Source organism: Bifidobacterium sp. SO4, from assembly GCF_018555355.1.
Classification (GTDB): domain Bacteria; phylum Actinomycetota; class Actinomycetes; order Actinomycetales; family Bifidobacteriaceae; genus Bifidobacterium; species Bifidobacterium miconisargentati.
The window spans coordinates 18,996-31,084 of the sequence record NZ_JAFEJP010000016.1; the positions used below are offsets into that span (position 1 = coordinate 18,996).

Consider the following 12,089-nt stretch of genomic DNA (forward strand, 5'->3'; position numbering starts at 1 on the left):
CGCAAGTACGCGGCGGATACGCTCAGAGCGCTTCGACCTTGACCGGCTGACGGTCGGCGCCCACTGCGGTGACCTGCGCGTCGGCCCCGCCGGCCTTGGGGATGTACAGCGCCACCACATTCACATACGTCACCTGCATGGTGCTGGTGTACTTGTCGCTGTTGTACAGGGCCTTCTCGTCGTCCGAGGCGGGCTGCGATTCGCGGCCGTCGCCGGCCTTGCGCACCCACACGGAGTTGATGCGGCCCACCACCAGCTCGCCGCCCTCAGCCGAGCGCATGACCCACATCTGGTCGGGCACGGCCTCGAAGGTCTGTTGCTGGGTGCCGTTGTTGCGCTCCATGCCGGCCTGCACGTCCGCGGCGGTCTTGGCCAGGTTCTGGCGCAGCAGATCGTCCGCGAACTTGGAGGCGTACTGGCTGTTCGAGCCGTTCTGCAGCACGTCCGCATACTGGGTCAGCGCGTCGGCGGCGGTCATGACCAGGCCGCTGTCCTTGGCCGACCCCTGCTTGGAACCCAGCGTGGGAATCTCGAACTTGGGCAGCTGTGCGCCCTCGAACAGGCGGGCCATGGCCACCAGCTTGTAGTTCTGGCGGGCGGAAGCCTGATTCATCACCAACAGACGCTTGGACTGCTGGTCCGACGTGGTGGTGGTGATGGTGAACACCGAGCGCGGCCAGCCGTCATCGGTGGGAATCACGACCTGCGCCACGTCCTTCGGAATCACGGCGAACTTGCTCAGGGAGCCGGTCTTCTGTGCCACGGTGATCTGGCTGCTGCGGATCTCCAGCTGCGGGCCGCCCATCACGGCGGCGAGCTGGTCCACGCTCTTAGCCTGATCGGCCGCGTCGATCCCATCGAGGATCGCCAGTCGGATCTTCTTCTCCTGCGCTTCGGTCAGGTCCGGCGTGGCCTGGGTGGACGAATCGGCCACCGGCGTGGGCAGCTGGCCTTCGCAGGCGGCCAGCGGGGTCACCATCGCGGCGACGGCGAGCGCGGCGACGGCGAGCCTGCCCCACCGTGCGAATGGTGCACGTGCGAACGTATTCGGCTTGTTCATCGGCTCTCCTCCTGTCCATCGCCGTTCGCATCACCGCTGTTGTTGACCTCCTGGGCCAAGCGGGAGAAGTACGCCTGCAGTTCGTCGGGCGTGATCACCGAAGTCGATTCGGCGTCGGTGTTGGCGGCAGGCAGCGGCGATGCGCCGGTCTGGTCGGATGCGGCCGGTGCCGCGGACTGCTGGTCGGCGACCAGGTTGCGGGAGGCGGGATCGATGATGGTGGGTGACTGTGCGGCGGATTCGTCGGTGCCGGACTGCTCGCTGACGGCCGGCGTGGCGCCACGGCGATGCGAGGCGTGACGACGGCGCTTGCGGCCGGCGGCATCGCCCGAAGCCGGGTACGACGGGGCCACGGCTCCGGAAGCGGCTCGTTCGGCACGCTCGGCGAAGGACAGTCCGGCCTCCACGACCTCATGGGCCACGCCTTCGATCACGCGCTTGTTGCGGCGCTTGTGCGGCGGCATGGCGAACACGGAGGCGCACAGCACGGCGATGATGGCCAGCAGTCCGCCGGACAGGTAGAACGGCATGGCGAAGTCCGGCACCTCGGAACGCACCCAGTTGAGCTTCACGGTGGCGTCCGCGTTGCCTTCGCCCAGATCCACGATAGCCACGGTGGCACCGGTGGCCTTCTTCACGTTGAGCGTGGCGGAACCCGTGCCGCACTTGACGGAGGTCCACAGATCGGAGTCCTTGAACGCTACCTCGGCGGTCGCGTTGGCGGATGAATCGGACGAACTGGACGAATCGGAATCGGACGACGAACTATCCGAGCTGCCCGAGCCGGAGCCGGCACGCTCGGTGCTCAGCGTGGTCCACGAGCTCAGCCCGGTGATCCGCTGGTATGCATCCGAACCGACCCAGCCGGTCACATCCTTGGCGGGGCCCAGCGCCACGCACGTCTGGCCGGATGAGGACCGTGATTCCACGGTCAGCGTCGTGTTCTGGTCGAGCAGGTCAAGTACGCCCGGATCGGTGATGATGTATTGCGAGCCGGTGATGCTGGCGGAAGCGGTGATTTCGGTGGACGGCTTCCAGATCGTGGCATTCAAAACCCCCAGCACGATCGAGGCCACCGCAAGAAGTCCGAAGATGGGCGTCACCACGCCGCGCATGATTGTGGCATGCCGAGTAGGACGCTTTGGCTTGGCGTCCTGGTTCGGCTCTGTTGTCTGTTCTTCAGCACTCATAACGTTCCCATTCTACAATCTTCACCTCTTGATTACTCAAAACAGGCTGAAAATCAGGGTTTGCCGGTAGGGTGGTGTGTCATGCGCAAGTCTTCCCTGACCAAGAATACGGTCTCTTTCCTGACCAAGTCCGCGGCCCTCGCCTGCTCGATGATCATGTGCGTCTCGCTGGCCGCCTGCTCGTCGTCCTCGTCCTCCTCGGACTCCAAGGATTCGTCCAAGTCCTCGTCTTCTTCTTCCTCCTCGTCCTCCGGTTCGGAGAAGAACCAGATCGCCGGCGTGACCGCCACCGGCAAGCTGGGCGAGAAGCCCACCATCTCCTTCAAGGCCCCGATGACCGTGTCCGACGGCTCGTACGTGGTGCTGCAGAAGGGCGACGGCGACGTCATCGAGGACGGCGACCGCGTGTGCTCCCGGGGCATCGCGCTGAACGTCAAGGACGGCACCGAGCTCATGGACACGTGGACCAAAAACGCCCCCGACTGCTCGATGGTGGTGAGCTCCTCCACGCTGAAATCCACGTATTACAACCAGATCAAGGGCGCCAAGCTCAACACCACCATCGGCTTCGGCGTGAACGATGAGAACTCGTCCGGCTACTCGTACATCCTCGCGATGACCTTCGTCTCCAAGTCCAAGGACTACACCAAGGCCACCGGCGAGAAGGTCGAGGACGTGCCCGCCGACCTGCCGAAGGTCACGCGCGCCAAGAACGGCAAGCCCTCCATTGACATGAACGGATACAAGGGCAGCAGCGAACTGGTGGTGCAGCCGCTCATCAAGGGCTCCGGCGCCAAGGTGAAGGAATCCGGCTCAGTCAAGGTGCAGTACACCGGCTGGCTGCTGGACGGCACGCAGTTCGATTCATCCTGGGACAAGGGCCAGGCCACCGAGTTCGCGCTGAGCGACGTGGTCAAGGGCTGGAGCCAGGGCCTGGCCGGCCAGACCGTCGGTTCCCAGGTGCTGCTGGTGGTGCCGCCGGACCTCGGCTACGGTGACAAGGCCCAGGGTTCGATTCCGGCGAACTCCACGCTGGTCTTCGTGGTCGACATCCTCGCCACGTACTGATCCGTCCGCCGTTTCCGGCTCCCCTCAGAGAGGGGAGCCTTTTTGTTGTTTTGATATGATTTGGCCCCCTCTGACGAGGGGGGCTGTCTCGTGAAACGAGACTGGGGGAGAGAAGCGGCGGTTTGCCGCGGGAAACAGCATCGGTCATAGGCCGATTCCTTCATTCCGGCGACTGCGTCGCGATCTCTCCCCCAGTCAGCTTCGCTGATAGCCCCCTCGTCAGAGGGGGCCAAGTCATATCAGAACAGCCTCAACGAATCGTCCTCGGTGCCCTTCATGTCGTCATAGTCGAGAATCAGGCAGGTGAAGCCACGGTCCTTGGCGAGCACCTGGGCCTGCGGGGTGATGGTCTGCGCGGCGAAGATGCCGTGCACCGGAGCCAGCAGCGGGTCGCGATTGAGCAGCTCGCAATAGCGCGTGAGCTGCTCAACGCCGTCGATGCCGCCATGACGTTTGATCTCCACGGCCACATGTTCGCCGTCGGCGTTGATGGCCATGATATCCACCGGGCCGATGGCCGTGGGATATTCGCGGCGCACGAGTTTGGCGCCCTTGCCGATACGTTCGATCTGCTCGGCCAGATACCGCTGGAGATGATCCTCCACGCCGTCCTTGATGAGGCCCGGATCCACGCCCAAATCATAGGACTGGTCGGAGTAGACGTGGTACAGCGTGACCTCCAGCACATCCGAGCCCTTGTCCGAGGTGACGCGCAGCACCTTTTCCACGTGTTCGGCGGATTCAATGGAGTCGGCAGCCGCCCCTTCGGCCGCAACGGACTCCTCCAAAGACGAGGTATCCGCATCGGCCCCCGCTCCCCCGCTCGTCAGGGCATCGGACGACGCATCGTCCTCGGGAGCCTCAGACGTCTCCGGCGTGATCTCGCGGATCGTGCACGGTGCCGCCATCCAGTTGAGTGGCTTGTACGAGCCCAGTTCGGAGAAGATCAGCAGGCTGGAATCGGCCTTGATGAGCAGCACGCGCTTGGCCGGGGGCAGCGAGGCGTTGAGTCGGCCGGAATACTCGGCGGAACAGTCGGCAACAATGATTCGCATAGGCCACCACTGTAACGATGCCGCATAACAAGTCTCTTTCGGGCTCCCCTCAGTCAGCTACGCTGACGGCTCGTCCTGCAATTAATGACGAACTTCGTTCGCGCTCTGCTGGCTCGACTGTCGTCTCGCACATCGCCTACAAACAGCTCTGCTGTTTGCTTCACGGCAATGTCCTCAGAAAGGGGAGCCAGAAAAGAACGAAAAGGCTCCCTCCGGGGAAAACCCAAAGGGAGCCTTACGAGAGCCAACACACGGCTCAAAGGAAGCTCAAGCGAGCGACACTCACTCCTGACCGGAGTACTGCACGTCGTGGCCGCGTTCGACCGCCACGGTGAGCTTGTTCGAGTCGAAGGAGATGAATCCGTCAGTCACCTCGAACATGTGGCGAACGCCATCGGGCTCAACCACGGTGAGCGTACCCTGCTTGATCACCGTGAGCACAGGCTCATGGTCCGGCAGAATGCCCATGCCGCCTTCGGAGGCGGGAATGGTCACGCTCGACGCCTCGCCGTGCCACACCGGGTGGTCGGCGGCGACGATGTTGACCTTCATCGTGGTCTTTTCCGATTCAGCCATCACTCACCAAGTTCCTTCTGCATGTTGTGCCACTTCTCCTCGAGGTCGTCGATGCCGCCGATGCCGGAGAACGCCTGCTCCGGGACGTCGTCGTACACGCCGTCGCAGATGCGGGTGAAGGCCTCGATGGTCTCGTCGGCCGGCACGTAGGAGCCGGGGCGACCGGTGAACTTCTCGGCCACGTAGAAGTTCTGGCCGAGGAACTGCTCGATGCGGCGAGCACGGTTCACGGTGGTCTTGTCTTCCTCGGAGAGCTCGTCGATACCGATCAGAGCGATGATGTCCTGCAGCTCCTTGTTACGCTGCAGAATCGCCTTGACGCGGTTGGCGCACTCATAATGGGCCTGGCCCACGTAACGCGGATCGAGGATTCGCGAGGTGGAGCTCAGCGGGTCCACGGCCGGGTAGATACCCTTGGATGCGATGTCACGGGAAAGCTCCGTGGTGGCGTCCAGGTGGGCGAAGGTCGTGGCCGGGGCCGGGTCAGTGTAATCATCGGCCGGCACGTAGATGGCCTGCAGCGAGGTGATGGAGTGGCCTCGCGTGGAGGTGATGCGCTCCTGCAGGGCACCCATCTCATCGGCCAGGTTCGGCTGGTAACCCACGGCGGAAGGCATACGGCCCAGCAGCGTGGACACCTCGGAACCGGCCTGCGTGAAGCGGAAGATGTTGTCGATGAACAGCAGCACGTCCTGGTTCTGCACGTCACGGAAGTACTCGGCCATGGTCAGTGCGGTCAGCGGCACGCGCAGACGGGTACCCGGCTGCTCATCCATCTGGCCGAAGACCAGGGCGGTCTTCTCAAGCACGCCGGCCTCGTCCATCTCACCGATCAGATCATTGCCCTCACGGGTACGCTCGCCGACGCCGGCGAACACGGACACACCGCCGTGGTTCTGGGCCACACGCTGAATCATCTCCTGAATCAGCACGGTCTTGCCCACACCTGCACCACCGAACAGACCGATCTTGCCGCCCTGCACGTACGGGGTCAGCAGGTCGATGACCTTGATGCCCGTCTCGAACATCTGGGTCTTGGACTCCAGCTGGTCAAAGGCCGGCGGGTTGCGGTGGATGGGCCAACGCTCGGTGACGGTGATCTGCTCATCCGGCTTCTTGTTGAGGATGTTGCCGGACACGTCGAAAACGTGGCCCTTGGTCACGTCGCCGACCGGCACGGAGATCGGGGCGCCGGTGTCGTACACGGCGGCGCCGCGCACCAGGCCGTCGGTCGGCTTCAGGGCGACGCAACGGACCGTGGAGTCACCGAGGTGCTGTTCGACCTCAAGGGTGATCTCGGTCGACTTGGCTTCGCCTTCCTCCTTGGCGCCGGTGTTGACGATGGTCACGTGGAGGGCGTTGTAGATGTCGGGCATATGGCCGACCGGGAACTCAACGTCGATAACCGAACCCTGGACTCGGGTGACGCGACCGTGAACCGGCTCGCCGTTGGTCTCGGAAGCCACAGTGGTCTGATTCTCAGCCATAGTGCGTTCCTACTCTTCCTTTGTGTTCAGCGCATCAGCGCTGCCGATGATTTCGGTAAGTTCCTGGGTGATCGAGGCCTGACGCGAAGCGTTGAGCTTGCGGGTGAGGTCGTCGACCAGATTGCGTGCGTTGTCCGTTGCCGTGTGCATGGCGTTCTGGCGGCTTGCGGTCTCGGAGGCCGCGGCGGTCAGCAGGCACTCGTGGATACGGGACTGGACGTACTTCGGCAGAATGGCGTCCAGCACCTCGTCCAGGCTCGGCTCGAAGGAGTACAGCGGGGAGATGTCCTCCGCGGCCTTCTCGTTCTCCGGGTCCGGGACCTTGGCTTCGTTCTCCACGATCTCCACGGGCAGCATGCGCAGCACGCGCACCTTCTGGACCACCATGTTGATGAACTCGGTGAAGACGATGTAGAGTTCGGAAACTCCGCCCTTCTCCGCCGGCTTCATATAGGCGTCCATCAGTGTGTTGGAGATCGTCTCGGCGATCTCGACGCCGGGCTGGTCGGTGTCGCCTTCCCATGTGGCCGCCACGTCACGGTTGCGGTACTTGTAGTACGTCGAACCACGACGGCCGTACACGAACAGCTCCGGCTGCTTGCCATCCGCCTCGAGGCGGGCCAGCAGCGATTCCGTTTCACGGATGATCGAAGAGGTGTACGGGCCGGCCATGCCACGATCCGAGGTGAGGGCGAGAACAGCCACGCGCGGGTTGCTCTCGTCCTTCACCGCGATCGGATGCGTGATATGGGTATGTGCCACCAACGCTTGCACGGCATCGAAAATCGCATCGGTGTACGGCTTCGCGTTCAGGGCCACGTCACGGGCCTTGGCGATGTGCGAAGACGCGATCATCTCCTGGGCGTTGAAGATCTTCTCCAACGACTCGGTGGAGTGGATGCGTGATTTCAATGCGAGTTGCGAGCCCATGGCTTACTTCTCTCCCGCCACGATCTTTTCCTGCTCGACCGGAGCGGCCTTGGACGTGTCGGGCTTCTTCTCCACCAGCGGCTTGCCGGCGGAGGTGACGAAGGTGGCACGGAAGGCGTCCACGGCCTTGCCGAGTGCAGCCTCGGTGTCGGCGGTGAAGTCCTCGGTCTCGCGGATGGTCTTGAGGATATCGGTGTTGTGGTCGAGGTAGTCCAGCAGACCCTGCTCGAACGGAAGCACGTCGGCCAGCTCGAGGTCATCGAGCTTGCCGTGGGTGCCGGTCCACACGGACACGACCTCTTGCTCCATCGAGTACGGGTGGAACTGCGGCTGCTTCAACAGCTCGGTCAGGTGGGCACCACGGGTCAGCTGGGCCTTGGATGCCGCATCCAGATCGGAGGCGAACATGGCGAAGGATTCCAGCGAACGGTACTGCGCCAGGGAGATCTTCAGCGTACCGGAGACCTTCTTGAGAGCCTTGGTCTGTGCGGCGCCACCGACTCGGGAGACGGAGATACCGACGTCCACGGCAGGACGCTGGTTGGCGTTGAACAGGTCGGACTGCAGGAAGATCTGGCCGTCGGTGATGGAGATCACGTTGGTCGGGATGTAGGCGGACACATCGTTCGCCTTGGTCTCGACGATCGGCAGACCCGTCATCGAGCCGCCACCGAGGTCATCGGAGACCTTGGCGCAGCGTTCGAGCAGACGGGAGTGCAGGTAGAACACATCACCCGGGTAGGCCTCACGCCCCGGCGGACGGCGAAGCAGCAGGGAGATCGAACGGTAGGCTTCGGCCTGCTTCGACAGATCGTCGAAGACGATGAGCACGTGCTTGCCGTTGTACATCCAGTGCTGGCCGATGGCCGAGCCGGTGTACGGCGCGATGTACTTGAAGCCGGCGGAATCGGAAGCCGGGGAGGCCACGATGGTGGTGTACTCCATGGCGCCGGCATCTTCCAGGCTCTGCTTCACCGAGGCGATGGTGGAGCCCTTCTGACCCACGGCCACGTAGATGCAGCGCACCTGCTTCTTCGGGTCGCCGGATTCCCAGTTGGCCTTCTGGTTGATGATGGTATCGATCGCGATGGCGGTCTTGCCGGTCTGGCGGTCGCCGATGATGAGCTGGCGCTGGCCGCGGCCGATCGGCGTCATTGCGTCGATGGCCTTGAGGCCGGTGGACAGCGGCTCGTCGACCGGGTGGCGGTGCATCACGTCCGGAGCCTGGGCTTCGAGGATGCGGCGGCCTTCGCTCTTGATCTCGCCGAGGCCGTCGATCGGGTTGCCCAGCGGGTCGACGACACGGCCGAGATAGCCGTCGCCGACGGGCACGGAGAGCACTTCGCCGGTACGGCGCACTTCCTGGCCTTCCTCGATTCCAGCGAAATCGCCGAGAATCACCACGCCGATTTCACGGGCGTCAAGGTTGAACGCCAGGCCGAGCGTGCCGTCTTCGAACGTCAGCAGCTCATTGGCCATGCAACCAGGCAATCCCGTCACGTGGGCAATGCCATCGCCTGCCGTGGCGACATATCCCACTTCCTGGGTGGGGGTGTCGCTCGGCTGGTAGGACGAGACGAAGTCGTCCAAGGCCTTGCGAATCGAGGCGGGATCGATGGTCAGTTCTGCCATGATCACTCCTTCTATTGGTTATTGTTCAGTCAAGTCTTTGCTTGTGTTCCGCTGCGCGGATGGGCCGGAAGCCGGTCCGCTCAGTTGGTGTCCGCCTTCACGGTGCGGTGCAGGTTCTGCAGCTGTGCGACCACGGTGTTGTCCGTGACCTCGTCGCCGATCTGGATGCGCATGCCGCCCAGGACCCTCGGATCCACCACGGAGTTGATGTGCACCGGGCGTCCGGCCTTGGCCGAGTAGACCTTGGTCAGTCGCTCGATCTGCTCCTTCTTGAGCGGGGTCGCGGTGGTCACGGTGACCATGGACTCGCCCATGTGGCGGGAGAACTTGTTGATGAGCCACTGGATGGTCTCCAGGTAGCGGCGGCGACGCAGGTTGCAGGTGGCGTGTTCGGCCAGGCGCATGGTGATCTTGTTCAGGCCCTTGCCGTCGAAGATCTCACGGAACAGCTTCACGCGGGATTCGCTGGTGGCCTGGTCGTCGTACAGCTTGGCACGCACGACCGGCAGCGTCAGCAGCGCGGAGTGCAGCTGGGACAGCTCGATGGACACCTGCAGCGTGGCGTCGGTGGCGTCGGCGTAGTACATCATGGCGTCCACACCGAAGTCCTCCACCGCGTTGGCGATGTCTCGCGCACGGCTCCAACGACGGGAGACCAGATCGGTCATGATCTCCAGGGTCATCGGATGCTCCGCGCCCTTGAACAGCTCCTTGAGCACCGCGATCTTGTCGGCCACCGGCCTGGAGGGGTCGGTCAGCGCTCGTTCCAGCGGAAGGTTGCGGTCGAGCACACCGGTGATCTTGAACAGTTCGTTGCCGATCCGCCATGCATCCTCACGGGTGTCACGCAGCTTCGGGGCGAGCGAGTCACGCGACTCGCGGTCTGCAATACGAGATGCCTCTCCTCGCATGGTCACCTCCCTTTCTGGTTACGGATGTTCCTGACGATGTTCACAGTCACTTCTTGGCGTCCAGGTCGTCGAGCAGCGAGTCGATCATCGAGGACTGCACATCGCTGTCCTGCAGCTTGGCGCCGAGGATCTTGCCGGCCAGGGCGGTGGCAAGCGCGCCGACCTCGCCCTTGAGCGAGACCATGGCCTGCTGCTGCTGGGACTTCAGCGAACGCTGGGCGTTGGCGGTGATCTGGGCCGCATCGGCTTCGGCGCGGGCACGGGCATCGGCCACGATGTGGGATGCCTCGGCGCGGGCGTCGTCGCGGATCTTGGCGGCCTCCACGCGGGCGGTGCTCAGCTGGGCCTCGTACTTGGCCTTCGCCTCGGCGGCGTCCTTCTGAGCCTGCTCGGCCTTGGCAATGCCGCCTTCGATCTTGGCGGCACGCTCATCGAACACGGCCTGGAACTTCGGCATGAAGAACTTGTAGAAGAACACCGCGATGATCAGCAGGATGATCAGCGACCATACGATGTCGTAGACCTTGGGGATGAACAGATTGATTCCGTCTTGCTCCGCGAAAGTCATTGTCGTTCTCCTTTCATTGCTTCGTTTCCGTTGTCATTCACGATTCCGTTGCACCATCACGCCGTACGGGTGCGGCGCAACGGCAACGATCAACGGAAGATGAAGCCGGCGACCAGACCGAGGAGGGCCAGAATCTCGACGAATGCCAGACCCAGGAACATCAGGGTCTGCAGACGGCCGCCGAGCTCAGGCTGACGAGCGGTGCCTTCGATGGTCTTGCCGATCAGGATGCCCAGACCGATGCCAGGGCCGATGGCGGCCAGGCCGTAGCCGATTGCGTTGAGATTACCAGCGACCTCAGCGAGGGTGATGATATCCATGGGTTTTTCCTTTCTGGTTTTTCTTCTATACGAAGGAAATATTGAAAATCTTGTGGTTTGGAGCGATGCGTTCCGCGAGCGGCCCGGTGTTCGGGCGCGTGCTCAAGCGGTTGCGGTCACTCGGCCTCCGGGTAGCTCATGTTGATGTATGCGGTGGTCAGCATGGCGAAGATGAAGGCTTGCAGGGCGGCGACCAGGATCTCGAACAGGGTCATGGCCAGGCCGGCGGCGAAGGTGCCCACGCCGAGGATGGACCACAGCTTGTTCGGGATTTCGATGAGGAACCACTGGGTCGCGGCGAGGCACACGGCCACGGTGATGTGGCCGGCCACCATGTTGGCGAAGAGTCGCAGCGTCAGGGAGACCGGGCGGATCACCAGCAGCTCGAGCAGCTGAATCGGGGTCAGCAGGATGTAGATGGGAGCCGGAACGCCCTTGGGGAAGAGCTCGTCCTTGAGGAAGTGGCCGAGGCCCTTCTCTCGTGCGCCGGCGATCCAGTACTGCACGAAGCACCAGCCGGCGAAAACCAGCGGCATGGTGATCGTGGCGGTGGCTGCGATGTTGAAGCCGGGGATGATGCCGCACAGGTTGAACACCAGAATGGTGAAGAACATGGTGGTAATCATCGGCAGATAACGCTGGCCACGCTCCTTGCCCATCACCTGATAGACGATCTGGTCACGCACAAACTCGATGACCCATTCGATGGCACCCTGCCAACGACCGGGAATCAGCTTCGCACGTGCGGCCGAGACGCCCAGGACCACCAGCATGATCGCCGTGGCGATGACGCGCACCATGATGATGCGGTCCATGGCGAACGGCGTGCCGGGGAAGATGATCTGGGGAAGAAGGAAGTCGTCGGTGGTCGGGAATTCCGGACCATCCGCGGCCAAAGCAAGCCCGCTGAAAAGGGCATCGTTCATTCTCACGCCTCCTGCTTCTTCAATGTCAGGTGTCAGTTTAGACCAGCGGAATGGCCGAATGTGACGTTGCGGTTACTTTCGCCATTCCACTCCGGGGTATGCCATGCGTGGACTGGAGTCGACGCTGGGCATTCGACTCCGAATGACTGAAAGGTGATTATTGGCCTGCGTTGGGACAAAGTCAACGCCCACCGGGCGTGTCCGGCCTGAGCCCTACTGCCGTAAGGGATTTATGGTTTTGTTATCTTTCGATTCCGTATTAGACGGTTGCGCGCGAGGTGCCGGGTTTCGCTCATTCGACAGTCCGCATAATGGACATGTCAGTGTCCGCGTTGCGGTCAATTTCGAACCGACGAACCAACATTT

12 protein-coding genes are annotated in these 12,089 nt (G+C 62.9%); 1 reads left to right on the plus strand and 11 read right to left on the minus strand.

What is annotated here, in order from left to right:
- Window positions 1-22: 22 nt before the first annotated feature.
- Both JS536_RS09895 and JS536_RS09900 read right to left on the minus strand, forming a co-directional pair.
- Window positions 23-1,060 (minus strand): hypothetical protein, encoded by a 1,038-nt coding sequence (locus JS536_RS09895; RefSeq protein WP_214356793.1) that lies wholly within the window; start codon window positions 1,058-1,060, stop codon window positions 23-25.
- Complete coding sequence (locus tag JS536_RS09900; protein ID WP_214356794.1) at window positions 1,057-2,250, minus strand: hypothetical protein; 1,194 nt, start codon at window positions 2,248-2,250, stop codon at window positions 1,057-1,059. The genes JS536_RS09895 and JS536_RS09900 overlap by 4 nt, the downstream gene beginning before the upstream one ends.
- A gap of 81 nt (window positions 2,251-2,331) precedes the next feature.
- Between JS536_RS09900 and JS536_RS09905 the strand changes: the two genes are divergently transcribed.
- Window positions 2,332-3,318, plus strand: a complete 987-nt coding sequence (locus tag JS536_RS09905; protein ID WP_214356795.1) for an FKBP-type peptidyl-prolyl cis-trans isomerase — start codon at window positions 2,332-2,334, stop codon at window positions 3,316-3,318.
- Between the two features lie 239 nt (window positions 3,319-3,557).
- Here JS536_RS09905 and nucS read toward each other — a convergent pair whose 3' ends face one another.
- The 9 genes from nucS to atpB form a co-directional block, all read right to left on the minus strand.
- Complete coding sequence (gene nucS / locus JS536_RS09910; RefSeq protein ID WP_214356796.1) at window positions 3,558-4,373, minus strand: endonuclease NucS; 816 nt, start codon at window positions 4,371-4,373, stop codon at window positions 3,558-3,560.
- 282 nt (window positions 4,374-4,655) lie between these two features.
- A complete protein-coding gene (locus tag JS536_RS09915) occupies window positions 4,656-4,949 on the minus strand; it encodes a F0F1 ATP synthase subunit epsilon (RefSeq protein ID WP_109057989.1) in 294 nt (97 codons plus the stop codon).
- Window positions 4,949-6,436: a F0F1 ATP synthase subunit beta gene (gene atpD / locus JS536_RS09920; protein WP_109057990.1), complete on the minus strand. Its 1,488-nt coding sequence runs from the start codon at window positions 6,434-6,436 to the stop codon at window positions 4,949-4,951. Before atpD ends, JS536_RS09915 begins: the two co-directional genes overlap by 1 nt.
- A 9-nt stretch (window positions 6,437-6,445) precedes the next feature.
- Entirely contained in the window at window positions 6,446-7,366 is a 921-nt protein-coding gene (locus tag JS536_RS09925) for a F0F1 ATP synthase subunit gamma (protein WP_109057991.1), read from the minus strand.
- Window positions 7,367-7,369: 3 nt separating this feature from the next.
- Window positions 7,370-8,998, minus strand: a complete 1,629-nt coding sequence (atpA, locus tag JS536_RS09930) for a F0F1 ATP synthase subunit alpha (RefSeq protein WP_109057992.1) — start codon at window positions 8,996-8,998, stop codon at window positions 7,370-7,372.
- 80 nt (window positions 8,999-9,078) lie between these two features.
- Window positions 9,079-9,909 carry a F0F1 ATP synthase subunit delta gene (locus JS536_RS09935; protein ID WP_214356797.1) on the minus strand — a complete coding sequence of 277 codons (831 nt, stop codon included), beginning with the start codon at window positions 9,907-9,909 and terminating at the stop codon, window positions 9,079-9,081.
- A 46-nt stretch (window positions 9,910-9,955) separates the two neighbouring features.
- On the minus strand, window positions 9,956-10,477 hold the full coding sequence (locus JS536_RS09940) for a F0F1 ATP synthase subunit B (RefSeq protein WP_109057994.1): 522 nt from the start codon (window positions 10,475-10,477) through the stop codon (window positions 9,956-9,958).
- An 89-nt stretch (window positions 10,478-10,566) separates the two neighbouring features.
- On the minus strand, window positions 10,567-10,797 hold the full coding sequence (gene atpE / locus JS536_RS09945; RefSeq protein WP_109057995.1) for an ATP synthase F0 subunit C: 231 nt from the start codon (window positions 10,795-10,797) through the stop codon (window positions 10,567-10,569).
- Between the two features lie 116 nt (window positions 10,798-10,913).
- A complete protein-coding gene (atpB, locus tag JS536_RS09950; RefSeq protein ID WP_109057996.1) occupies window positions 10,914-11,723 on the minus strand; it encodes a F0F1 ATP synthase subunit A in 810 nt (269 codons plus the stop codon).
- Window positions 11,724-12,089: the final 366 nt, after the last annotated feature.

Coding starts and splice junctions, on each gene's coding strand:
- JS536_RS09895 (WP_214356793.1), bottom strand. CDS start 1,060: ATGAACAAGCCGAATACGTTCGCACGTGCACCATTCGCACGGTGGGGC.
- JS536_RS09900 (WP_214356794.1), bottom strand. CDS start 2,250: ATGAGTGCTGAAGAACAGACAACAGAGCCGAACCAGGACGCCAAGCCA.
- JS536_RS09905 (WP_214356795.1), top strand. CDS start 2,332: ATGCGCAAGTCTTCCCTGACCAAGAATACGGTCTCTTTCCTGACCAAG.
- nucS (WP_214356796.1), bottom strand. CDS start 4,373: ATGCGAATCATTGTTGCCGACTGTTCCGCCGAGTATTCCGGCCGACTC.
- JS536_RS09915 (WP_109057989.1), bottom strand. CDS start 4,949: ATGGCTGAATCGGAAAAGACCACGATGAAGGTCAACATCGTCGCCGCC.
- atpD (WP_109057990.1), bottom strand. CDS start 6,436: ATGGCTGAGAATCAGACCACTGTGGCTTCCGAGACCAACGGCGAGCCG.
- JS536_RS09925 (WP_109057991.1), bottom strand. CDS start 7,366: ATGGGCTCGCAACTCGCATTGAAATCACGCATCCACTCCACCGAGTCG.
- atpA (WP_109057992.1), bottom strand. CDS start 8,998: ATGGCAGAACTGACCATCGATCCCGCCTCGATTCGCAAGGCCTTGGAC.
- JS536_RS09935 (WP_214356797.1), bottom strand. CDS start 9,909: ATGCGAGGAGAGGCATCTCGTATTGCAGACCGCGAGTCGCGTGACTCG.
- JS536_RS09940 (WP_109057994.1), bottom strand. CDS start 10,477: ATGACTTTCGCGGAGCAAGACGGAATCAATCTGTTCATCCCCAAGGTC.
- atpE (WP_109057995.1), bottom strand. CDS start 10,797: ATGGATATCATCACCCTCGCTGAGGTCGCTGGTAATCTCAACGCAATC.
- atpB (WP_109057996.1), bottom strand. CDS start 11,723: ATGAACGATGCCCTTTTCAGCGGGCTTGCTTTGGCCGCGGATGGTCCG.